The 22,947-nt window shown below is 53.7% G+C and carries 17 protein-coding genes and 1 pseudogene; 15 read left to right on the top strand and 3 right to left on the bottom strand.

All coding sequences use genetic code 11. The features are described from left to right. Window positions 1-230 precede the first annotated feature (230 nt). Window positions 231-3,707: pseudogene (locus tag A31E_RS26800) on the top strand (autotransporter outer membrane beta-barrel domain-containing protein); the annotation flags it as partial. Window positions 3,708-3,815: 108 nt separating this feature from the next. Here A31E_RS26800 and narQ read toward each other — a convergent pair. Further along, entirely contained in the window at window positions 3,816-5,516 is a 1,701-nt protein-coding gene (narQ, locus tag A31E_RS10415; protein WP_016249058.1) for a nitrate/nitrite two-component system sensor histidine kinase NarQ, read from the bottom strand. A gap of 205 nt (window positions 5,517-5,721) precedes the next feature. On the opposite strand from narQ, the gene aegA reads away from it, so the two are divergent. The 3 genes from aegA to A31E_RS10430 all read left to right on the top strand — a co-directional run bounded on the left by aegA (window position 5,722) and on the right by A31E_RS10430 (window position 9,513). Then, complete coding sequence (gene aegA, locus A31E_RS10420) at window positions 5,722-7,701, top strand: formate-dependent uric acid utilization protein AegA (protein WP_016249057.1); 1,980 nt, start codon at window positions 5,722-5,724, stop codon at window positions 7,699-7,701. Window positions 7,702-7,768: 67 nt separating this feature from the next. After that, complete coding sequence (nudK, locus tag A31E_RS10425) at window positions 7,769-8,344, top strand: GDP-mannose pyrophosphatase NudK (protein WP_000193712.1); 576 nt, start codon at window positions 7,769-7,771, stop codon at window positions 8,342-8,344. Window positions 8,345-8,469: 125 nt separating this feature from the next. Then, on the top strand, window positions 8,470-9,513 hold the full coding sequence (locus A31E_RS10430; RefSeq protein ID WP_016249056.1) for a DUF1176 domain-containing protein: 1,044 nt from the start codon (window positions 8,470-8,472) through the stop codon (window positions 9,511-9,513). 133 nt (window positions 9,514-9,646) lie between these two features. On the opposite strand, the gene tkt is transcribed toward A31E_RS10430, so the two are convergent. Together tkt and tal are read right to left on the bottom strand one after the other, a co-directional pair. Then, a complete protein-coding gene (tkt, locus tag A31E_RS10435) occupies window positions 9,647-11,650 on the bottom strand; it encodes a transketolase (RefSeq protein ID WP_016249055.1) in 2,004 nt (667 codons plus the stop codon). 19 nt (window positions 11,651-11,669) lie between these two features. Next, window positions 11,670-12,620: a transaldolase gene (gene tal, locus A31E_RS10440; RefSeq protein ID WP_016249054.1), complete on the bottom strand. Its 951-nt coding sequence runs from the start codon at window positions 12,618-12,620 to the stop codon at window positions 11,670-11,672. Window positions 12,621-12,905: 285 nt separating this feature from the next. Here tal and maeB point away from each other — a divergent pair, with 285 nt between their 5' ends. The 11 genes from maeB to eutG all read left to right on the top strand — a co-directional run. Then, window positions 12,906-15,185, top strand: coding sequence for an NADP-dependent oxaloacetate-decarboxylating malate dehydrogenase (gene maeB / locus A31E_RS10445; protein WP_000342663.1), 2,280 nt, complete (start codon window positions 12,906-12,908; stop codon window positions 15,183-15,185). Between the two features lie 291 nt (window positions 15,186-15,476). Further along, entirely contained in the window at window positions 15,477-15,812 is a 336-nt protein-coding gene (gene eutS / locus A31E_RS10450) for an ethanolamine utilization microcompartment protein EutS (protein ID WP_000356954.1), read from the top strand. Between the two features lie 12 nt (window positions 15,813-15,824). After that, window positions 15,825-16,304: an ethanolamine utilization acetate kinase EutP gene (gene eutP / locus A31E_RS10455; RefSeq protein WP_016249053.1), complete on the top strand. Its 480-nt coding sequence runs from the start codon at window positions 15,825-15,827 to the stop codon at window positions 16,302-16,304. Continuing rightward, window positions 16,279-16,980 (top strand): ethanolamine utilization acetate kinase EutQ, encoded by a 702-nt coding sequence (gene eutQ, locus A31E_RS10460; protein ID WP_000733938.1) that lies wholly within the window; start codon window positions 16,279-16,281, stop codon window positions 16,978-16,980. Before eutP ends, eutQ begins: the two co-directional genes overlap by 26 nt. Continuing rightward, the gene (gene eutT / locus A31E_RS10465) at window positions 16,977-17,780 is read left to right on the top strand and encodes an ethanolamine utilization cob(I)yrinic acid a,c-diamide adenosyltransferase EutT (RefSeq protein ID WP_000651314.1); all 804 of its coding nucleotides are present in this window, start codon (window positions 16,977-16,979) and stop codon (window positions 17,778-17,780) included. The genes eutQ and eutT overlap by 4 nt, the downstream gene beginning before the upstream one ends. Continuing rightward, the gene (gene pta, locus A31E_RS10470) at window positions 17,777-18,793 is read left to right on the top strand and encodes a phosphate acetyltransferase (RefSeq protein WP_000583002.1); all 1,017 of its coding nucleotides are present in this window, start codon (window positions 17,777-17,779) and stop codon (window positions 18,791-18,793) included. Before eutT ends, pta begins: the two co-directional genes overlap by 4 nt. 38 nt (window positions 18,794-18,831) lie before the next feature. Next, the gene (gene eutM / locus A31E_RS10475; RefSeq protein WP_000387719.1) at window positions 18,832-19,125 is read left to right on the top strand and encodes an ethanolamine utilization microcompartment protein EutM; all 294 of its coding nucleotides are present in this window, start codon (window positions 18,832-18,834) and stop codon (window positions 19,123-19,125) included. Window positions 19,126-19,231: 106 nt separating this feature from the next. Further along, window positions 19,232-19,519 (top strand): ethanolamine utilization microcompartment protein EutN, encoded by a 288-nt coding sequence (gene eutN / locus A31E_RS10480; RefSeq protein ID WP_000762196.1) that lies wholly within the window; start codon window positions 19,232-19,234, stop codon window positions 19,517-19,519. Window positions 19,520-19,530: 11 nt separating this feature from the next. Then, window positions 19,531-20,934: an aldehyde dehydrogenase family protein gene (locus A31E_RS10485; protein ID WP_016249052.1), complete on the top strand. Its 1,404-nt coding sequence runs from the start codon at window positions 19,531-19,533 to the stop codon at window positions 20,932-20,934. Window positions 20,935-20,944: 10 nt separating this feature from the next. Continuing rightward, window positions 20,945-21,781, top strand: coding sequence for an ethanolamine utilization protein EutJ (gene eutJ / locus A31E_RS10490; RefSeq protein ID WP_016249051.1), 837 nt, complete (start codon window positions 20,945-20,947; stop codon window positions 21,779-21,781). Next, window positions 21,771-22,947 (top strand): ethanolamine utilization ethanol dehydrogenase EutG (gene eutG, locus A31E_RS10495; protein WP_016249050.1); only part of this gene is annotated, 1,177 nt, incomplete at its 3' end. The genes eutJ and eutG, both read left to right, overlap by 11 nt.

Genomic DNA, 22,947 nt, shown 5'->3' with positions numbered 1-22,947 from the left:
CGCCAAAAATAAAAAACTTTACTCTGATGAATGTTTTTGGATGTTTTTCAATACTTGTTATGGGTAAGGGGGATATTGCGCCAAATTTTATTAAATTATATTGCGCGCAATATGTGTTTATTACCAGAGCATTGGGATAAAAAGTTCTCTGTTATGAAAATCATAATCGGAGAGTTTGTTTCTTTCCTCAAAATAAGGCGCTTTATTGAACTTTAATTAAAAAGGAATAATACGTGCTGGCGAACCTGACGACATTTAGCGGTGGCACCACCACGCTGGCGGCGGGTTCAACGCTTAACACCGGCGTATTCACCCAGCAGGATTGCAGCGTTCTGAATATCAACCTTGGGGAAGACGCCAGTAGCCCAATCATCACCGCCGACAGAGCCTCGCTGGACGGTACGCTGAATATTACTGGGGTGGGTAATATTCAGGAGCCGCTCAGCCATGATCCCTACACCTTCACGCTGATCGACACCGATGGCACCATCAACGGCGACTTTGACGACCTGACCATCGCCGGAATGAAGACGAGAGCGCTCGACTTCCTGACGGTCGCGGGTCGTATTAACCCCACGGATAACTCGCAGTACGAGCTCGCCACCTCGCTGTCCTGGTACGCAGATGAAAACAGTGCGGTCACAGATGCTCACGGAACCTTTACCCTGAGCGATCCCGATGGCAGCTTTACGCTGAACACCATACTGGCCGATGTTGCCCCGAACGACGCCACTCGCTGGGATGGTTCAACGCTGACCAAAGCGGGTGACGGCACGCTTATCCTGAAGGCGGCGAATGCTTACAGCGGCAACACGCTCGTTAACGGTGGCACCCTGATTGCCGGAGTCGATAACTCGCTGGGTGAAGAGGGGGGGCTGGAGCTGGAATCTGGCTCCACCTTTGACCTGGATGGCATGAGCCAGAACCTTGAGTACGTATATGGCGATGTCGGGAGTACGCTGGATCTGGACGGAGGTAAATTGACTCTGGGAGGCGACAGCTATATGACCTCCTGGTTTAACGGCATCGTGACCGGCGGCGGCCTGCTGGATGTGTACGGCGATCTTATTATCGGGCAGACGAGCGATCTCAGCGGACTGAGTGCGACTATCGACATTGAGCAGTATGCCGTGGTGGAGGCTCAAACCCTGGAACTTGGCAGTGGGCGTATTGTGGCTGATGGCCTGCTGCTCATTGAATCCGCATCCGGTACTCTGGATAACAACATCAGCGGCAGCGGCGATGTCTGGAGCACAGGCGATACCACCCTCAGCGGTGACAATAGCGGGTTTAGCGGCTCCTGGACCCTCCGTAATTATGCCAGTTTCCGGGTGGCTGATGCTTCCGCGCTTGGCACGGGTAATGTCGTTGATGGCGGAACCCTGCATCTCGGCGGCACTGAAGACTGGGCGCTGAACAGCGGCAACGTGATTAGCGACTACTACAACTACGACGGTGAGCAACTCGTCGAGATGAACGCGGGTAAAGTGGTGAAACAGGGCGCTAACGCCATCACCATTGCGCATGCCAACACTTACAGCGGCGGCACGCTGATTGCCGAAGGCACGCTGAATGCCAGTGACGTTGGTGCGCTGGGGATGGGCGACGTAGATAACTACGCCATGCTGAATCTGAATGCGGCGGGAGAATATGTACTGGCGAACCTGACGACGTTTAGCGGCGGCACCACCTCGCTGGCGGCGAGCGCAACGCTCAATACGACCGTGCTTGACCAGCAGGAGGGCAGCGTGCTGAGCATTGATTTAGGCGCGGATGCCAGTAGCCCAATCATTACCGCCGACAGCGTCAGCCTGAACGGCACGCTGAATATCACCGGGATTGGCAATATTTAGGATCCGCTTACCCATGCCCCTTACGCCTTCACGCTGATCGATGCCGACAGCGCTATTAGTGGGGACTTTGACGACCTGACCGTCGCCGGAATCGAAGCCAAAGAAACGGATTTCCTGACGGTTGACAGCCGTGTAGTACCCGCCGATAACTCGCAATACGAACTGACGGCGTCACTCTCCTGGTATGCGGATGAAAATAATGCGGCGACGGATGCGCACGGCATCTTTACCCTCAGCGATCCCGATGGCAGCTTTACGCTGAATACGGTGCTGGCGGATGTCGACCCGAACAGCGTGACTGGCTGGGATGGCAAAACGCTGACCAAAGCGGGTGACGGCACGTTGATCCTGAACACTGCCAACACTTACAGCGGTGAAACTCGCGTCACCGAAGGCACATTGTGGCTGACGGATACCGGAGTAATTGGCGTGCCGGATGTGTCTGGCCTGGGGGCTGTAAATGTTGACTCTGGTGCCACTTTCGGCGGCAGCAGCGTAGTGAACGGCGATGTCTACAACAGTGGCAAGATTGCTATGAGCCATGAAGGCGAAACGGGCAACACACTAACCATCAACGGTAACTACACTGGCGACAACGGTAATCTGTATTTCAACACGCAACTGGGCGACGACAGTTCACCAACCGATAAACTGGTCATCTCCGGTGATACTTCGGGTAACACGACGGTCTATGTTGCTAACGTCAATGGTAAAGGCGCACAGACGAAAAATGGTATTGAAGTGATCGATGTCGGCGGCCAGTCAGAAGGTGCCTTTACCCAGGGTAACCAGGTGCAGATTGGGCTGTATGAATACCGTCTGTATGAAGATGAAGGCGACTGGTATTTACGCTCACAATCCACCGTTCCACCGGAACCGGATGATAGTGGCGATGTTCCGGTAACGCCACAATATCGCCCTGATATCGGCGCTTACCTCGGTAACCAGTGGATGGTGCGTAACCTGCAAATGCAGACGTTGTACGATCGCGAAGGTAGTCAGTACCATAATGAAGATGGCAGTGTCTGGATGCGTTTCAAGGCGGGTAATGCCGGGTCGCAGGCGGCTGACGGCAATGTTGATATCAACAACAACTATTCGCAGTTTCAGTTGGGCGGCGATATCCTGGCGTGGGATAACGACAGGCAGAGTCTGAAAGTCGGCGTGATGGCCAGTTACATCAATGCAGACACCGACAGCGAGGGTAATCGTGGCGCGGACGGCAGTCGGTTCAGCGCGACAGGTAATGTTGATGGCTACAATCTCGGAGTATATGCGACCTGGTTTGCTGATGCGCAAAACCATCAAGGGGTTTATGTCGATAGCTGGTATCAGTATGGCTTCTACAACAACAGCGTGAGTAACGGTGACGTAGGTTCTGAGGGTTATGACTCCACGGCACATGCCATCTCGCTGGAGACGGGCTACCGCCACGATATTGCGCTGAGTAACCAGAATACAGTGAGCCTGATACCACAGGCGCAGGCGACCTGGCAGAAGTATGATGCTGACAGCGTTATCGACAATAACGGCACTCGTATTGACGATCAGGATAGTGATAGCTGGACCACCCGTCTGGGGCTGCGTGTGGATGGTAAATTGCACAGGAACGCAACATCCATGATCCAGCCATTTGCCGAAGTGAACTGGTTGTACACTAGCGGTGATGTTTCAGTTTCGTTCGATGGCGCAGAGATGAAACAGGATAGCCCGACTAACCGGGCGCAGGCGAAAGTAGGGATTCAGGTGAACCAGGACTGCCAGTGGAGTATTACTGGCCAGGTTGTTGGTGAGACAGGAAGCCATAACTATAACGATCTTAATGGCAGTCTGAACCTGCGTTACAGTTGGTAAAATACAGAGGGCTTACCCGGTGTTGTTTCGCCGCCGGGTAAGTAAATGTATCAGGCTTATATCAGTCGTAGAGCCTTATTTAAAGTCGGCTTATTTCGAGCATGGATGTCAAATAATCTGGCTTTCCTCACCCTCCGCAGAGCGAAAGCTAATACTCACTAACGTGCCACCGCCAGAAGGTTGCGAAAAAGTCAGCGTACCACCCAGCCGTTCTGCACGCTCGCGCATGATATTCAGACCATAATGACCTTCGGGTTCTTTCGGTTCACCGATGCCGATACCGTTATCACGGATATAGACCGTGTGATTGCCGTCCGGCGCGGTGACGCAACTGACGGCAATTTCGCTGGCGTTGGCGTGCTTCATCGCATTCAGCACCGCCTCGCGAATAATTTGCAACAAATGCACTTGCATTTGTGCATCCAGCGCCAGGGTTGGCAGACGGCAGTCGAGCGTCAGTCTGGCACTGGTTTGGTTTTGCAACGCATCCAGCATTTCACGCAGCGCAGAGGGGAGATCCGCCTGCTGGAGTGTCAGACGGAAAGTGGTCAACAGCTCGCGCAACTGCCGATAAGCATCATTCAACGCCTGGGAAAAATCGGCCATGATACTTTGTGCGGTGGCGTTATCTTCCGGTATCGAACGCTTCAGTAATGTCAACTGGATACGTAAGTAAGAAAGCACCTGTGCCAGCGAGTCGTGCAACTCGCGGGCGATGGTTGCGCGTTCTTCCATCAACAGCAACTGCTGAAAATGCTTCTGCGCCTGATTAAAGTACAAACCACGGCCCAGCATCGACGAAACGCTGTTAAGCAGCGGTTCTGACGCTGACACGTTACTATTTTGCCAGTGTAGTTCGCCATACACTGTCTCTTGCATGGTCACCGGCAAAATTTGCATCGGCAGTTCAGGGTTTGGCTTTCCTTCGCTAATCCGCCAGTTTTCACCAACGTTAAGCTCCAGGTAATCAGCCGCTTCATTGTCGCGAACAATCTGCAAAATATGACGGAAACAATGTACATCAATCTGGCTGGTATTTAGCGCCTGCGAGCATTGGTACAGCACTTCCAGACGGCGCTTCGCTTCGTGGAGATCGCGGGTTTTTTCTTCTACTGACGCCTCCAGCGAGCGGTACAACTTATGCAGCTCGCTCGACATCTGGTTAAAGGTTTTTGCAAGCAGCCCCAGTTCATTCGGCAGGCTGGTATCCAGTGGCGGTGAGTCGAACTGCCCGTGTTCAATACGCTGACTGGCGGTCACCAGATGATTCAGCGGAGCAACCACCTGATGGCGTATGCGGCGCAGAGTAAAAAAGACCAGCGTGAAAATACCGATGCCGCCAGCCAGAGAAATCGCCACCACCAGCAGCATTTTGCGTTCAGCGTAGTGCTGCAAAGCCAGCACGAACAGGTCTATCTGATTGACATAACTATTGATATTAGCCTGATACCACGGCAAATCGCCGTTAATGAGCCGGTTATTCATCTCCAGCCAGTTGGCATTTAAATGCGCATAGCGAGTTTTTACCGCTTCTGGCACATACCAGACGTTGAGATTGGTTAATACCGGTGAATGCAGTGCCTGCTGGAACAGTTGGCGATGCGCATTGAGCTGCGGGCTGCCGCGTTGCAGATCGTAACCCAAACGATAACTTTGCATACGTAGCGATCCGGCAATATTGATCGCTTCGGCATCGCGCAAACTGCTCGCCAAAGTTAGCAGAGCAATACCAGTGGAAAGGATCGACAGCAGCACAATGTAAAAAAAGGCCCGGGCCAGACTGGCCGAGACGGGTCGTTTGACAATCACACGCGTCTTCTCCACATAAAATAATTAATGTTTCAGGTCGCTGAAACGCAATTTAATAAGCGATGAGATTATTTGATCTGCCACAGTTTATAGCGAAATAGTTACTTGCCCTGGGCAAATGAATATTGCCGATTCCCCTGTAAGTCGGGTAATAACAACACTCATATAAAGAATAAGGTTTTTACAACCAAAAAAGAAGGTCGTTATGAATCGTTTTATTATGGCCAACAGTCAGCAATGTCTGGGTTGTCATGCTTGTGAAATCGCCTGTGTCATGGCTCACAATGATGAACAACATGTCTTGAGCCAACACCATTTTCACCCCCGAATTACGGTTATTAAACATCAGCAACAGCGTAGTGCGGTAACCTGCCATCACTGCGAAGATGCGCCCTGTGCCCGTAGCTGCCCCAATGGCGCGATCAGCCATGTTGATGACAGTATTCAGGTCAATCAACAAAAGTGCATTGGCTGTAAATCCTGCGTGGTGGCCTGTCCGTTTGGCACCATGCAAATCGTCCTGACCCCCGTCGCTGCGGGTAAAGTGAAAGCTACAGCGCATAAATGCGACCTGTGCGCAGGGCGAGAAAACGGCCCCGCCTGTGTCGAAAACTGCCCGGCGGATGCGTTGCAACTGGTCACCGACTCCACATTATCCGGCATGGCGAAATCCCGCCGCTTACGCACCGCTCGTCAGGAACATCAACCCTGGCATGCCAGTACAACGGCACAAGAAATGCCGGTGATGAGTAAAGTTGAGCAAATGCAGGCAACGCCCGCGCGCGGCGAGCCGGATAAACTGGCAATTGAAGCGCGTAAAACTGGCTTTGATGAGATTTATCTACCGTTTCGTGCCGATCAGGCGCAGCGAGAAGCCTCGCGCTGCCTGAAGTGCGGTGAACACAGCGTCTGTGAATGGACTTGCCCGCTGCATAACCATATTCCACAGTGGATTGAACTGGTGAAAGCCGGAAACATCGACGCAGCGGTCGAGCTTTCTCACCAGACCAACACCCTGCCAGAAATTACCGGGCGTGTCTGCCCGCAAGACCGCCTGTGTGAAGGTGCCTGCACCATTCGCGATGAACATGGCGCGGTAACCATCGGCAACATTGAACGCTACATTTCGGATCAGGCGCTGGCGAAAGGCTGGCGGCCTGACTTAAGCCACGTCACCAAAGTCGACAAGCAGGTGGCGATTATCGGCGCGGGGCCGGCGGGGCTGGCTTGTGCGGATGTCCTGACGCGTAACGGTGTTGAGGTGACGGTGTACGATCGCCATCCGGAAATCGGCGGCCTGCTCACCTTTGGCATTCCTTCTTTTAAACTGGATAAATCTCTGCTGGCGCGTCGTCGGGAAATCTTCAGCGCGATGGGAATTCACTTCGAACTCAATTGTGAAGTGGGCAAAGATGTCTCTTTGGATGCGTTGCTGGAACAGTATGATGCGGTCTTCGTTGGCGTAGGTACTTACCGTTCCATGAAAGCGGGCTTACCCAATGAAGATGCGCCGGGCGTTTATGACGCTCTGCCGTTCCTCATTGCTAACACCAAACAGGTGATGGGGCTTGAAGAATTACCGGAAGAGCCGTTTATCAATACCGCCGGACTAAATGTCGTGGTACTGGGCGGTGGCGACACCGCAATGGACTGTGTGCGCACCGCGTTGCGTCACGGCGCGAGTAACGTCACCTGTGCCTATCGTCGTGACGAAGCTAACATGCCTGGCTCGAAAAAAGAGGTGAAAAACGCCCGCGAAGAGGGAGCGAACTTCGAATTTAACGTCCAGCCGGTGGCGCTTGAGCTGAATGAACAAGGTCACGTTTGCGGAATTCGTTTCCTGCGCACGCGTCTTGGTGAAGCGGATGCACAAGGACGTCGACGTCCGGTGCCGGTTGAAGGCAGTGAATTTGTCATGCCAGCCGACGCGGTGATTATGGCGTTTGGTTTTAACCCGCACGGGATGCCGTGGCTGGAGTCGCACGGTGTCAATGTGGATAAATGGGGCCGTATTGTGGCGGACGTTGAAAGCCAGTACCGTTACCAGACGACGAACCCGAAAATCTTCGCCGGTGGCGACGCCGTGCGTGGTGCGGATCTGGTGGTTACCGCAATGGCGGAAGGGCGTCATGCGGCGCAGGGAATTATTGACTGGCTGGGGGTAAAATCAGTCAAATCTCACTAATTTCATACACAGACAAACCCGACTTCACAGCGTAAGATAACAGTTCATTTCGCGCTGTGGAGTCGGTATGACGCAACAAATCACCCTCATCAAAGACAAAATTCTCTCCGATAACTATTTCACCCTGCACAACATTACTTATGATCTTACGCGCAAAGATGGCGAAGTGATCCGCCATAAACGTGAGGTTTATGATCGCGGTAATGGCGCGACGATCCTTCTGTACAACGCGAAGAAAAAGACCGTGGTGCTGATTCGTCAGTTCCGCGTTGCCACCTGGGTTAATGGCAATGAAAGTGGGCAGTTGATTGAAACCTGCGCCGGGCTGCTGGATAACGATGAACCGGAAGTCTGTATTCGCAAAGAAGCGATTGAAGAGACGGGTTATGAAGTTGGCGAAGTACGCAAATTATTTGAACTGTATATGTCGCCTGGCGGTGTAACCGAGTTAATCCACTTTTTTATCGCGGAATACAGTGACAGTCAGCGCGCTAACGCGGGTGGCGGCGTAGAAGATGAAGATATTGAAGTGCTCGAGCTGCCGTTCAGCCAGGCGCTGGAGATGATCAAAACTGGCGAGATACGTGACGGTAAGACGGTGTTATTGCTTAACTATTTGCAAGCGTCACATTTAATGGACTGAAAAGTAACAATAATATTTCGCTGATTATTATTGGCTCAATCCGATAAATCCGATTGAGCCGCGCTATCTGCGCAACGAAGATACGACTTGTGCTGTTTGTTTGAACTTCTGGGGTCGTACCGTCCATGCGCTATCGCATTTTCCTTCTCATGTTTATCGCTTTGTTGCCGACGTCTTTAGCGTGGGCAGCACCAGCGCAACGGACGTTTTCCGACTGGCAGGTCACTTGTAATAATCAAAATTTCTGCGTAGCGCGCAACACAGGCGATCACAATGGGTTGGTGATGACTCTTAGCCGCAGTGCCGGGGCGCATACCGACGCCGTTTTACGTATTGAGCGTGGTGGTTTGAAATCACCGGATGCGTTGGAAGAGGAGATAGCGCCACGACTACTATTAGATGGCAAGCCGCTGGCATTAATAGGAGATAAGTGGCGAATTTCGCCGTGGTTATTAGTGACCGATGATACGGCGACCATCACCGCGTTTTTAAAGAGGGTTCAGGATGGGAAGGCAATCACCTTACGTGACGGCGAGCAGACCATTTCTTTGAGCGGTTTAAAAGCGGCGTTGATATTTATTGATGCCCAACAAAAGCGCGTTGGTAGTGAAACCGCGTGGATCAAGAAAGGGGATGAGCCGCCGCTTAGCGTGCCGCCTGCGCCTGCACTGAAAGAGGTCGCAGTAGTGAATCCAACGCCAACGCCACTCTCACTTGAAGAACGTAACGATTTGCTGGATTACGGTAACTGGCGGATGAAGGGGCTGCGTTGTTCGCTTGACCCGTTGCGTCGTGAAGTGAGCGTCACGGCGCTGACCGACGACAAGGCATTAATGATGATTGGCTGTGAGGCTGGCGCGTATAACACCATTGATCTGGCGTGGATCGTTTCGCGTAAAAAACCGCTGGCATCGCGCCCGGTAAGGTTGCGCTTACCGTTCAACAACGGTCAGGAGACGAATGAACTGGAGTTGATGAACGCGACATTTGATGAAAAGTCGCGTGAACTGGTGACGTTAGCGAAAGGGCGTGGGTTAAGCGATTGTGGTATCCAGACTCGCTGGCGTTTTGACGGCCAGCGCTTTCGTCTGGTGCGTTACGCCGCAGAGCCAACCTGCGATAACTGGCATGGACCAGACGCCTGGCCCACGTTGTGGATCACCCGTTAAACATCATGGCGGGGACATGTAAGCCTGATAAGACGCGCCAGGCCGGATAAGACGCGCCAGGCCGGATAAGACGCGGTAGGCCGGATAAGACGCGTCAGCGTCGCATCCGGCAATTAGCATTTGGCAATCAGCATCAGACGCCTTTTACCCCAAGCACCTTATGCGCTTTTGCCACAATATTCTCGGCAGTAAAGCCAAAGAACGGGAACAGTTTATCCGCCGGAGCAGATTCGCCATAACCCGTCATTCCGACAATCGCCCCTTTCAGACCGACATATTTGTACCAGTAATCGGCAATACCTGCTTCTACCGCTACGCGGGCAGAAACGTTTGAGGGCAGCACCGACTCACGATATTCCTCATCCTGGGCGTCAAAAATATCCGTCGAGGGTAAGGAAACCACGCGCACATTGCGTCCTTCGCCCGCCAGTTTCTCTGCCGCTTGCAGGGTAATCTCCATCTCTGAACCGGTAGCAATCAAGATAATATCCGGCTTGCCGCCGCTGTCTTTCAACACATAACCGCCACGAGCAATCTCTTTCACCTGCTCCGGAGTGCGTTCCACCTGGGCCAGATTTTGTCTGGAGAGGATCAGCGCCGTCGGTCCGTTATGGCGCTCAACCGCCAGTTTCCAGCCCACCGCCGCTTCTACCTGATCGCACGGTCGCCAAGTGCTGAAATTCGGCGTTAAGCGCAAACTGGCCAGTTGCTCAACCGCCTGGTGCGTCGGGCCATCTTCCCCCAGACCAATCGAGTCATGGGTATAAACCATAATCTGCCGCGCTTTCATCAGTGCCGCCATACGCGCGGCGTTGCGGGCATATTCAACAAACATCAGGAACGTTGCGGTATACGGTACAAATCCACCGTGGTGCGCGATGCCGTTGGCGATAGCGGTCATACCAAATTCACGCACCCCGTAGTGAATATAATTCCCTGCCGGATCTTCCTTCAGCGACACAGAACCTTTCCAGATGGTGAGGTTGCTGGGAGCCAGATCCGCTGAACCGCCAAGCAGCTCCGGCAGCATTGGGCCGTAAGCGTTAAGCGTATTTTGCGAGGCTTTGCGGGTCGCGATTTTCGCCGGATTCGCCTGCAACTCATTGATATATTTCTGAGTCGTTTTCTCCCAGTCTTTCGGCAAACCGCCACTCATCCGGCGGGTAAACTCTTCTGCCAGTTGTGGATGGGCTTTTTTATACGCGGCAAACTTCTCATTCCAGCTCTGCTGCGCTTTTTCGCCTTTTTCGCGGCCATCCCAGGCGTGGTAAATCTCTTTGGGGATCTCAAAGGGTGGATGATGCCAGCCCAGTTTTTGCCGTGCCAGCGCCACTTCTTCTTCACCCAGTGGGGCGCCGTGCGCCTCTTCTTTACCCGCTTTATTAGGCGAGCCAAAGCCAATCACCGTGCGGCAGATAATCAGCGACGGCTTATCTTTCACGCTTTGTGCTTCGAGAATAGCTTCCTTCACCGCTTGCGGATCGTGACCGTCGATTTCGTGGACAACATGCCAGTGATAGGCTTCAAAGCGTTTTGCCGTATCGTCGGTAAACCAGCCTTCAGTTTCACCATCAATCGAAATCCCGTTGTGATCGTAAAAACCAATCAGCTTACCGAGTCCCAGCGTTCCCGCCAGTGAACAGACCTCATGGGAGATACCTTCCATCAGGCAACCATCACCCATAAACACATAAGTGAAGTGATCGACAATCTCATGATCCGGCTGGTTAAACTGCGCCGCCAGCGTGCGTTCTGCTATCGCCAGTCCGACTGCGTTCGCCAGCCCCTGACCCAGCGGCCCCGTGGTGGTTTCCACACCCGGCGTATAGCCAATCTCCGGGTGACCTGGTGTTTTTGAATGTAGCTGACGGAAGTTCTTCAGCTCTTCCAGCGGCAGGTCATAACCGGTCAGATGCAGCAAACTGTAGAGCAGCATCGATGCGTGACCGTTAGAGAGAATAAAGCGGTCGCGATCATACCAGGTCGGGTCGGTGGGGTTATGTTTAAGAAAATCGTTCCACAACACTTCGGCAATATCGGCCATGCCCATCGGCGTGCCGGGATGACCAGAATTGGCTTTTTGCACCGCATCCATACTGAGCGCGCGAATCGCATTGGCAAGGTCTTTTCGGGACATAGAACACTCCGTGGCTGGTTTACAGTTTGGCGGCAAGAAGATCTTCCAGTTTGCGTTGATCGACAGCGAACAGGCGGATGCCTTCAGACAGTTTTTCTACCGCCATCGCATCCTGATTGTGTTCCCAACGAAATTCCGCTTCGCTCATAGGGGTAGGGCGCGGGAAATGCTGAGAAGGCGGGATTAATTTACGTACCACCGGCGAGACTTTTTCCTGCAACTCTTTCAGCAAGTTCGGCGCGATGGTCAGACAGTCACAACCGGTTAAAGCGAGGATTTGCTCGGTACGGCGGAAACTTGCGCCCATCACGATGGTTTCGTAACGGTGCTGTTTATAGTAGTCGTAGATATTGCGTACTGATTTGACGCCCGGATCTTCTTCTACCACATATGGGTCCATTGGTTTGCGCGCCTGATACCAGTCATAAATACGGCCCACAAACGGTGAAATCAGAAAAACGCCTGCTTCTGCGCAGGCTCGTGCCTGAGCAAAGGAAAACAGCAGCGTCAGATTGCAATTAATACCTTCTTTTTCCAGCTCTTCTGCCGCGCGAATTCCTTCCCATGTCGAAGCCAACTTGATCAGAATGCGTGACTTCTCAACGCCCTGCTGCTGGTACAAATCCACCAGATGGCGCGCTTTCTCAATACTCTTTTCTTTATCAAAAGAGAGGCGTGCATCAACTTCTGTCGACACACGACCGGGTACGATTTGGAGAATTTCTGTACCGAAATTGACCGCCAGTTTGTCACAGGCCGCGACGACTTGTTGTTCCTGGGTTTGACCGTTTTTTTTACCCCAGGCAATAGCATCGTCTATTAAATGCTCATATTGTGATAATCCGGCAGCCTTGAGTAACAGCGAAGGATTGGTGGTGGCATCCTGAGGATGGTAGTGACGAATGGACTCAATATCGCCACTGTCTGCCACGACCGTGGTGAACTGTTTGATGCCGTCTAACTCGTTCATAGGAAATACTCCTTGAAAAGTAAAGTGTTAGATGAGTGCGTTAATTCACACTTCTGACAAATTTCGCGAAACGCATCAAAAAAGCATAGCAGACAGGCATGGTATTGCTGGATTAAGCAGGTAACATCAGTGTTATAGGATTATTACCGAAACATTATTTTGATGTGGAGAGTTTGGACTTGCTCAAAGTCTGAAAGCTCCGGCAAGGTGATAATGTGCGCCACGTTGTGGGCGAAGGCAGCAACCCACACATTTTTGTGAACGTTACGTGAAAGGAACAACCAAATGGATGACCAGTTAAAACAAAGTGCACTTGATTTCCATGAATTTCCAGTCCCAGGGAAAATCCAGGTTTCTCCGACCAAACCTCTGGCAACGCAGCGCGATCTGGCGCTGGCCTATTCGCCTGGCGTCGCCGCGCCTTGTCTTGAAATCGAAAAAGATCCGTTAAAAGCCTACAAATATACAGCGCGCGGTAACCTGGTGGCGGTGATCTCTAACGGTACGGCAGTGCTGGGGCTCGGTAACATTGGAGCACTGGCAGGCAAACCGGTAATGGAAGGCAAGGGCGTTCTGTTTAAGAAATTCGCCGGGATAGATGTGTTTGACATCGAAGTTGATGAGCTGGACCCGGATAAATTTATTGAAGTGGTCGCCGCACTCGAACCGACGTTCGGTGGTATCAACCTTGAAGACATTAAAGCGCCAGAATGTTTCTACATTGAGCAGAAACTGCGCCAGCGAATGAACATTCCGGTATTCCATGACGACCAGCACGGTACGGCAATCATCAGCACCGCCGCCATCCTCAACGGCTTGCGCGTGGTGGAGAAAAATATCTCCGACGTAAGGATGGTGGTTTCTGGCGCAGGTGCAGCGGCAATCGCCTGTATGAACCTGCTGGTGGCGCTGGGTCTGCAAAAACACAACATCGTAGTTTGCGACTCAAAAGGCGTTATCTATCAGGGGCGCGAGCCGAACATGGCGGAAACCAAAGCGGCATATGCAGTTGTGGATGACGGCAAACGTACCCTCGACGATGTGATTGAAGGCGCGGATATTTTCCTCGGCTGTTCCGGCCCGAAAGTGCTGACCCAGGAGATGGTGAAGAAAATGGCTCGCGCGCCGATGATTCTGGCGCTGGCGAACCCGGAACCGGAAATTCTGCCGCCGCTGGCGAAAGAAGTGCGTCCGGACGCCATCATCTGTACCGGTCGTTCCGACTATCCGAACCAGGTCAACAACGTGCTTTGCTTCCCGTTCATCTTCCGTGGCGCGCTGGACGTTGGCGCAACGGCCATCAACGAAGAGATGAAACTGGCAGCGGTACGCGCAATTGCTGAACTGGCTCATGCGGAACAGAGCGAAGTGGTTGCTTCTGCCTATGGCGATCAGGATCTGAGCTTTGGCCCGGAATACATTATTCCTAAACCGTTCGATCCACGTCTGATCGTCAAGATCGCGCCAGCGGTGGCAAAAGCGGCAATGGAGTCCGGTGTGGCGACGCGCCCGATTGCCGACTTTGACGCCTACATCGACAAGTTGACCGAGTTCGTTTACAAAACCAACCTGTTTATGAAGCCGATTTTCTCCCAGGCTCGCAAAGCGCCGAAGCGCGTTGTCCTGCCTGAAGGGGAAGAGGCGCGCGTTCTGCACGCGACTCAGGAACTGGTAACGCTGGGACTGGCAAAACCAATTCTTATTGGTCGTCCAAATGTGATCGAAATGCGCATTCAGAAACTGGGTTTGCAGATCAAAGCGGGCGTTGATTTTGAGATCGTCAATAACGAATCCGATCCGCGCTTTAAAGAGTACTGGAGCGAATACTTCCAGATCATGAAGCGTCGTGGTGTAACTCAGGAACAGGCGCAGCGTGCTCTGATCAGCAACCCGACTGTGATCGGCGCGATCATGGTTCAGCGTGGCGAAGCCGATGCAATGATCTGCGGTACGGTGGGCGAATATCACGAACACTTCAGCGTGGTGAAAAATGTGTTTGGCTATCGCGATGGTGTTCACACCGCTGGCGCAATGAACGCGCTGCTGCTGCCGAGTGGTAACACCTTTATTGCTGATACTTACGTCAATAATGAGCCAGATGCAGAAGAGCTGGCGGAGATCACCTTGATGGCGGCAGAAACGGTCCGTCGTTTCGGTATTGAGCCGCGCGTTGCTCTGCTGTCGCATTCCAACTTCGGCTCTTCTGACTGCCCGTCGTCAAGCAAGATGCGTAAAGCGCTGGAGCTGGTGAGAGAACGTGCTCCTGAACTGATGATTGATGGTGAAATGCATGGTGACGCGGCGCTGGTAGAAGCGATTCGCAACGACCGTATGCCGGACAGCCCTTTGAAAGGTTCCGCCAATATTCTGGTGATGCCGAACATGGAAGCCGCCCGCATTAGTTACAACTTGTTGCGCGTTTCCAGCTCGGAAGGTGTGACGGTCGGCCCGGTGCTGATGGGCGTGGCAAAACCGGTTCACGTATTAACGCCAATCGCGTCAGTGCGTCGTATCGTTAACATGGTGGCGCTGGCCGTGGTTGAAGCGCAAACTCAACCGCTGTAATTCTTAATGTTAAATCACGCTTACCCTGAATTATTCGGGGTAAGCGATTTACCGCAATATATCAGAAGGGATTATTACTGGTTTTTCGAATAATAAAGTACGCCATATAAAAATAAATCAATATCAATTTAATTATATTCATGTGCTGCACGTGAAAATTTATGCATTACATAAAATATCTCCCCATTCTTAGTGATCTACCTCACCTTTCAAACTCGCTTGCCGAATTTTGTTATTTACTCTGACGAAAAATTGTCACGATAGCCGCAAGTTTTTCACAGGCGGCGACTCATGGATAAAGAACGCATCATTCAGGAATTTGTGCCCGGGAAACAGGTCACGCTGGCACATCTCATTGCGCACCCTGGCGAGGAACTGGCGAAGAAAATCGGTGTTCCGGATGCAGGTGCAATCGGCATTATGACGCTAACTCCCGGAGAAACGGCGATGATTGCCGGTGATTTAGCATTGAAAGCCGCCGACGTACACATTGGTTTTCTCGACCGCTTCAGTGGTGCTCTGGTGATTTATGGCTCGGTGGGCGCAGTGGAAGAAGCTTTATTACAAACCGTTAGCGGTTTAGGGCGCTTATTAAATTATACGCTGTGTGAAATGACGAAAAGTTAATACGAGGCATTCATGAAACGAATCGCGTTTGTGGGGGCCGTCGGGGCAGGAAAAACAACGCTTTTTAATGCTTTGCAGGGGAATTACGCTCTCGCCAGAAAAACGCAGGCTGTGGAATTTAATGATAAGGGTGATATTGATACTCCAGGTGAATATTTTAGCCATCCCCGCCTGTATCACGCCTTAATTACCACGCTACAGGATGTGGACATGCTGATCTATGTCCACGGCGCGAATGACCAGGAAAGCCGATTACCTGCCGGGTTGCTGGATATTGGCGTTATTAAACGGCAAATCGCCGTCATCAGTAAAACGGACATGCCAGATGCTGACATCGCCGCTACGCGACAGCTATTGCTTGAGACGGGCTTCGAAGAACCGATTTTCGCGCTAAACAGCCACGACCCGCAAAGCGTGCAGCAACTGGTGGATTATCTGGCATCTCTCACCGAACAGGAGGAAGCAGGTGAAAAAACTCATCACAGCGAATGATATTCGTGAAGCACATTCACGCGGCGAACAGGCAATGTCCGTGGTTCTGCGTGCCAGCATTATTACCCCGGAAGCGCGAGAAGTGGCGGCCCTGCTGGGGGTTACCATCATCGAGTGCGATGAATCGACGCCGGTAACGGCATCCGTTCCCGCCAGCGCGCCAGCCGATAAAACCGAAAACCAGCGCATCCGCGAAACCATCATCGCCCAGTTACCGGAAGGCCAGTTTACCGAAAGCCTGGTCGCGCAACTGATGGAAAAAGTGATGAAGGAAAAACAGTCGCTGGAGCAGGGCGCAATGCAGCCGAGCTTTAAATCGGTGACCGGCAAAGGCGGCATCAAAGTGATTGATGGCGGCAGCGTGAAATTTGGTCGTTTCGATGGCGCACAACCGCACTGCGTGGGCTTGACTGATCTCGTGACCGGAGACGACGGCAGCAGCATGGCCGCCGGTTTTATGCAGTGGGAGAACGCCTTCTTCCCGTGGACCCTGAACTACGACGAAATCGACATGGTACTGGAAGGGGAACTGCATGTTCGCCACGAAGGCGAAACCATGATCGCCAAAGCGGGCGATGTGATGTTTATCCCGAAAGGTTCCAGCATCGAATTTGGTACGACATCCAGCGTGAAGTTCCTGTATGTCGCCTGGCCGGCGAACTGGCAATCCCTATGAAAGATTTCATCACCGAAGCATGGCTAAGAGCAAACCATACGCTCAGCGAAGGCGCAGAGATCCATCTCCCTGCGGACAGTCGCCTGACGCCCTCTGCCCGGGAGTTGCTGGAAAGCCGCCATCTGCGCATCAAGTTTATTGATGAGCAGGGGAGTTTGTTTGTTGACGATGAACTGCAGCAGCCGCAGCGTGTTCACGGGTTGACCAGTAGCGATGAATATCCGCAAGCGTGCTGCGAACTGTGTCGCCAGCCGGTGGCAAAAAAGCCTGACACGCTGACTCACCTGTCGGCGGAAAAAATGGTCGCTAAAAGCGATCCGCGCCTGGGTTTTCGCGCTGTCCTCGACAGCACCATTGCGCTGACAGTTTGGCTGCAAATTGAACTGGCGGAACCGTGGCAGCCGTGGCTGGCGGATATCCGTTCGCGTCTTGGCAACATTATGCGTGCCGATGCGTTGGGGGAACCGCTGGCCGATCAGGCGATTGTCGGGTTTTCTGACGAAGAGCTGCATCGGCTTTCTCACCAGCCGCTGCGTTATCTCGACCACGATCATCTGGTGCCGGAAGCCAGCCACGGACGCGATGCGGCGTTGCTGAACCTGCTGCGAACCAAAGTGCGGGAAACCGAAACCGTCGCGGCGCAGGTGTTTATTACCCGCAGTTTTAACGTACTGCGTCCGGACATCTTGCAGGCGCTGAACCGCCTTTCCAGCACGGTTTACGTGATGATGATTTTGAGCGTAACGAAGCAGCCGCTAACGGTGAAACAGATCCAACAACGACTGGGGGAAACGCAATGATTATTGAACGTTGTCGTGAACTGGCGTTGCGAGCGCCCGCCAGAGTGGTTTTTCCGGATGCGTTAGACCAGCGTGTGCTGAAAGCTGCGCAATATCTGCATCAGCAAGGCCTGGCGACGCCCATTCTGGTCGCCAGTCCGTTTGAACTTCGCCAGTTTGCGTTCACTCATGGTGTGGCGATGGATGGACTACAGGCCATTGATCCGCATGGCAACCTCGCAATGCGGGAAGAATTTGCCCAGCGCTGGCTGACCCGTGCGGGAGAAAAAACGCCGCCGGATGCGCTGGAAAAACTCACCGACCCGTTGATGTTCGCCGCCGCGATGGTTAGCGCCGGTAAAGCGGATGTCTGTATCGCGGGCAATCTCTCTTCCACGGCGAATGTGTTGCGTGCCGGATTACGCATTATTGGTTTGCAACCTGACTGTAAAACGCTCTCCTCCATTTTCCTGATGTTGCCGCAGTACAGCGGCCCGGCGTTGGGTTTTGCCGATTGCAGCGTAGTGCCGCAACCAACGGCGGCGCAACTGGCTGATATCGCGCTTGCCAGCGCCGAAACATGGCGGGCTATCACCGGAGAAGAGCCGCGCGTGGCGATGCTGTCATTTTCCAGCAACGGCAGCGCCCGCCACCCCTGCGTTGCTAACGTTCAGCAGGCGACAGAAATAATCCGTGAACGCGCGCCACAACTGGTAGTGGATGGCGAGTTGCAGTTTGACGCCGCCTTTGTGCCGGAAGTGGCAGCGCAAAAAGCGCCTGCCAGCCCGCTTCAGGGCAACGCCAATGTGATGGTTTTTCCGTCGCTAGAGGCGGGAAATATTGGCTACAAAATCGCACAACGACTTGGCGGATATCGTGCCGTCGGGCCATTGATACAAGGACTTGCCGCGCCGATGCACGATCTCTCGCGTGGTTGTAGCGTGCAGGAAATTATCGAGCTGGCGCTGGTGGCCGCCGTACCGCGTCAGACAAAAGTGAACCGCGAAAGCAGTTTACCCACACTGGTTGAATGAACGGTCCCGTTCTGGACCCCTATAAAGAGGAAAACACAATGGAAGCATTAGGAATGATCGAAACCCGGGGCCTGGTTGCACTGATTGAGGCTTCTGATGCGATGGTGAAAGCCGCGCGCGTCAAACTGGTTGGTGTTAAGCAGATTGGTGGCGGTCTGGTGACTGCAATGGTTCGCGGTGATGTTGCTGCCTGTAAAGCCGCGACCGATGCCGGTGCCGCAGCGGCACAGCGTATTGGCGAGCTGGTATCCGTACACGTTATCCCGCGTCCGCACGGCGACCTGGAAGAAGTCTTCCCGATCGGCCTGAAAGGCGACAGCAGCAACCTGTAATCACCCTGTGTGACGTCGATTCGGGCGTCACGCTCTCTCCTTGTTCATTTTACCTTCTGCGGAGGGTAGGGGGAGCTTTTACCTGAAATACGCCACGGAGGCGGGTATGAAACTGGCTGTCGTCACTGGGCAAATTGTTTGCACCGTGCGCCACCACGGACTGGCGCATGACAAATTGCTGATGGTGGAAATGATTGATCCACAGGGAAATCCCGATGGGCAGTGTGCCGTCGCTATCGACAATATTGGCGCAGGAACCGGAGAGTGGGTGTTGCTGGTGAGTGGCAGTTCCGCCCGCCAGGCGCATAAAAGCGAAACATCGCCGGTCGACTTGTGCGTGATTGGCATTGTCGATGAGGTGGTGTCTGGCGGTCAGGTCATTTTCCACAAATAAGGCAGAACATCATGAATCAACAGGATATTGAACAGGTGGTGAAAGCGGTGCTGCTGAAAATGCAAAGCAGTGATACACCGCCCGCCGCCGTTCATGAGATGGGCGTTTTTGCTTCCCTGGATGACGCCGTTGCGGCAGCCAAAATTGCCCAGCAAGGGTTAAAAAGTGTGGCGATGCGCCAGTTAGCCATTGCTGCTATTCGTGAAGCAGGCGAAAAGCACGCCAGAGATTTAGCGGAACTTGCCGTTAGTGAAACCGGCATGGGTCGCGTTGAAGATAAATTTGCCAAAAACGTCGCTCAGGCGCGCGGTACGCCGGGTGTTGAATGCCTTTCTCCGCAGGTGCTGACCGGTGATAACGGCCTGACCTTGATTGAAAACGCACCCTGGGGCGTGGTGGCTTCGGTGACACCGTCAACCAATCCGGCGGCAACTGTAATTAATAACGCCATCAGCCTGATCGCCGCGGGCAACAGCGTCATTTTCGCCCCACATCCGGCGGCGAAAAAAGTCTCTCAGCGGGCGATTACGTTACTCAACCAGGCGATTGTCGCCGCAGGCGGACCAGAAAATTTACTGGTTACCGTGGCAAATCCGGATATCGAAACCGCGCAACGCTTGTTCAGGTTTCCGGGCATTGGCCTTTTGGTGGTGACAGGTGGCGAAGCGGTAGTGGAAGCGGCGCGCAAACACACCAATAAACGCCTGATTGCCGCAGGTGCCGGTAATCCGCCGGTGGTGGTGGATGAAACCGCCGACCTCGCCCGTGCCGCGCAGTCCATCGTCAAAGGCGCTTCTTTCGATAACAACATCATTTGTGCCGATGAAAAGGTACTGATTGTCGTTGATAGCGTAGCCGATGAACTGATGCGCCTGATGGAAGGCCAGCACGCGGTGAAACTGACCGCAGAGCAGGCACAGCAACTGCAATCTGTGTTGCTGAAAAATATCGACGAGCGCGGAAAAGGCACCGTCAGCCGTGACTGGGTAGGTCGTGACGCGGCGAAAATCGCGGCAGCAATTGGCCTGAACGTCCCGCAAGAAACGCGTTTGCTGTTTGTGGAAACCACAGCAGAACATCCCTTTGCCGTTACCGAGCTGATGATGCCGGTGTTGCCTGTCGTGCGCGTCACCAACGTGGCGGATGCCATTGCGCTGGCGGTGAAACTGGAAGGTGGTTGCCACCACACGGCGGCAATGCACTCGCGCAATATCGACAACATGAACCAGATGGCAAACGCCATTGATACCAGCATTTTCGTCAAGAACGGGTCGTGCATTGCCGGGCTGGGGCTGGGCGGAGAAGGCTGGACCACGATGACCATCACCACGCCAACCGGTGAAGGGGTAACCAGCGCGCGGACGTTTGTTCGTCTGCGCCGCTGTGTATTAGTCGATGCGTTTCGCATTGTTTAAGGAGTAACAGATGGCGCACGACGAACAATGGCTCACCCCACGTCTGCAAACAGCAGCAACGTTGTGTAACCAGACGCCAGCGGCGACGGAATCTCCGCTGTGGTTGGGGGTGGATCTGGGCACCTGCGATGTGGTGTCAATGGTCGTCGACCGCGACGGTCAGCCGGTGGCGGTATGCCTCGACTGGGCCGATGTGGTCCGCGACGGCATCGTCTGGGATTTCTTCGGCGCAGTCACCATTGTTCGTCGCCATCTTGACACCCTTGAGCAGCAATTGGGTCGCCGTTTTAGTCATGCGGCGACGTCATTTCCCCCGGGGACGGATGCGCGTATTTCCATCAACGTGCTGGAATCTGCCGGACTGGAAGTGAGTCATGTGCTGGATGAGCCAACGGCGGTGGCAGACCTGCTGCAACTGGACAACGCTGGCGTAGTGGATATCGGCGGTGGCACCACCGGTATTGCCATTGTGAAACAGGGCAAAGTGACTTACTCGGCAGATGAAGCGACTGGCGGACATCATATCTCTCTGACCCTCGCCGGAAATCGTCGCATTCCGCTGGAAGAGGCGGAGCATTACAAGCGCGGTCACGGCAAAGAAATTTGGCCTGCGGTGAAGCCGGTATACGAAAAAATGGCGGACATTGTCGCCCGACATATCGCAGGGCAGGGCATTACTGATTTATGGCTGGCGGGTGGTTCCTGTATGCAACCGGGCGTGGCGGAACTGTTTCGCAAACAATTCCCGGCATTACAGGTGCATTTACCGCAGCACAGTTTGTTTATGACCCCGCTGGCGATAGCCAGTAGCGGGCGAGAGAAAGCGGAGGGGATCTATGCAAAATGAATTGCAAACGGCGCTCTTTCAGGCATTCGATACCCTGAATCTGCAACGGGTAAAAACATTTAGCGTTCCGCCAGTGACGCTCAGCGGTCTGGGCGCGGTGAGCGGTTGTGGACAACAAGCGCAAACCCGTGGCCTGAAACATCTGTTTGTAATGGCAGACAGCTTTTTACATCAGGCGGGGATGACCGCTGGCCTTATGCGTAGTCTGGCCGTCAAAGGAATTGCCATCACGCTCTGGCCGTGTCCGGTGGGCGAACCGTGTATTACTGACGTTTGTGCGGCTGTGGCGCAACTGCGTGAATCGGGTTGCGATGGGGTGATCGCGTTTGGCGGTGGGTCGGTGCTGGATGCGGCGAAAGCCGTTGCGTTGCTGGTGACGAACCCCGATAGCACACTGGCCGGGATGTCAGAAAACAGCGTTCTGCAATCACGCCTGCCGCTGATTGCCATTCCAACGACTGCCGGAACCGGCTCTGAAACCACTAACGTGACGGTGATTATCGACGCAGTGAGCGGGCGCAAGCAGGTATTAGCACATGCTTCGCTGATGCCGGATGTTGCCATTCTCGACGCCGCGCTGACCGAAGGCGTGCCGTCGCATGTCACGGCGATGACCGGTATCGACGCGTTAACTCATGCCATTGAAGCGTACAGCGCGCTGAACTCCACACCGTTTACCGACAGTCTGGCGATTGGCGCAATCGCGATGATCGGTAAATCGTTGCCGAAAGCGGTGGGCTACGGGCATGACCTTGCTGCGCGCGAGAGCATGTTGCTGGCTTCATGTATGGCCGGAATGGCGTTTTCCAGCGCGGGGCTTGGGTTGTGTCACGCGATGGCGCATCAGTCGGGTGCGGCGCTGCATATTCCGCACGGTCTGGCGAACGCCATGTTGCTGCCAACGGTGATGGAGTTTAACCGAATGGTTTGTCGTGAACGCTTTAGCCAGGTTGGTCGGGCGCTGCGAACTAAAAAATCGGACGATCGTGACGCTATTAACGCGGTAAGTGAGCTGATTGTGGAAGTTGGGATTGGTAAACGGCTGGGCGATGTTGGTGCGACATCTGCGCATTACGATGCATGGGCGCAGGCCGCGCAGGAAGATATTTGTCTGCGTAGCAACCCGCGTACCGCCAGCCTGGAGCAGATTGTCAGCCTGTACGCAG

The sequence above is a fragment of the Escherichia sp. KTE159 genome (assembly GCF_000408805.1).
Lineage (GTDB): Bacteria > Pseudomonadota > Gammaproteobacteria > Enterobacterales > Enterobacteriaceae > Escherichia > Escherichia marmotae.
Note: the sequence above shows the minus strand (reverse complement) of the source record. Positions and strands in the feature narration are given on the sequence as shown.

Excerpts from the sequence above, each read along its gene's own strand:
- eutS (WP_000356954.1), top strand. The coding sequence starts at position 15,477 with ATGGATAAAGAACGCATCATTCAGGAATTTGTGCCCGGGAAACAGGTC.
- aegA (WP_016249057.1), top strand. The coding sequence starts at position 5,722 with ATGAATCGTTTTATTATGGCCAACAGTCAGCAATGTCTGGGTTGTCAT.
- eutJ (WP_016249051.1), top strand. The coding sequence starts at position 20,945 with ATGGCGCACGACGAACAATGGCTCACCCCACGTCTGCAAACAGCAGCA.
- pta (WP_000583002.1), top strand. The coding sequence starts at position 17,777 with ATGATTATTGAACGTTGTCGTGAACTGGCGTTGCGAGCGCCCGCCAGA.
- A31E_RS10430 (WP_016249056.1), top strand. The coding sequence starts at position 8,470 with ATGCGCTATCGCATTTTCCTTCTCATGTTTATCGCTTTGTTGCCGACG.
- tal (WP_016249054.1), bottom strand. The coding sequence starts at position 12,620 with ATGAACGAGTTAGACGGCATCAAACAGTTCACCACGGTCGTGGCAGAC.
- eutN (WP_000762196.1), top strand. The coding sequence starts at position 19,232 with ATGAAACTGGCTGTCGTCACTGGGCAAATTGTTTGCACCGTGCGCCAC.
- eutM (WP_000387719.1), top strand. The coding sequence starts at position 18,832 with ATGGAAGCATTAGGAATGATCGAAACCCGGGGCCTGGTTGCACTGATT.
- maeB (WP_000342663.1), top strand. The coding sequence starts at position 12,906 with ATGGATGACCAGTTAAAACAAAGTGCACTTGATTTCCATGAATTTCCA.
- tkt (WP_016249055.1), bottom strand. The coding sequence starts at position 11,650 with ATGTCCCGAAAAGACCTTGCCAATGCGATTCGCGCGCTCAGTATGGAT.
- nudK (WP_000193712.1), top strand. The coding sequence starts at position 7,769 with ATGACGCAACAAATCACCCTCATCAAAGACAAAATTCTCTCCGATAAC.
- eutT (WP_000651314.1), top strand. The coding sequence starts at position 16,977 with ATGAAAGATTTCATCACCGAAGCATGGCTAAGAGCAAACCATACGCTC.
- A31E_RS10485 (WP_016249052.1), top strand. The coding sequence starts at position 19,531 with ATGAATCAACAGGATATTGAACAGGTGGTGAAAGCGGTGCTGCTGAAA.
- eutP (WP_016249053.1), top strand. The coding sequence starts at position 15,825 with ATGAAACGAATCGCGTTTGTGGGGGCCGTCGGGGCAGGAAAAACAACG.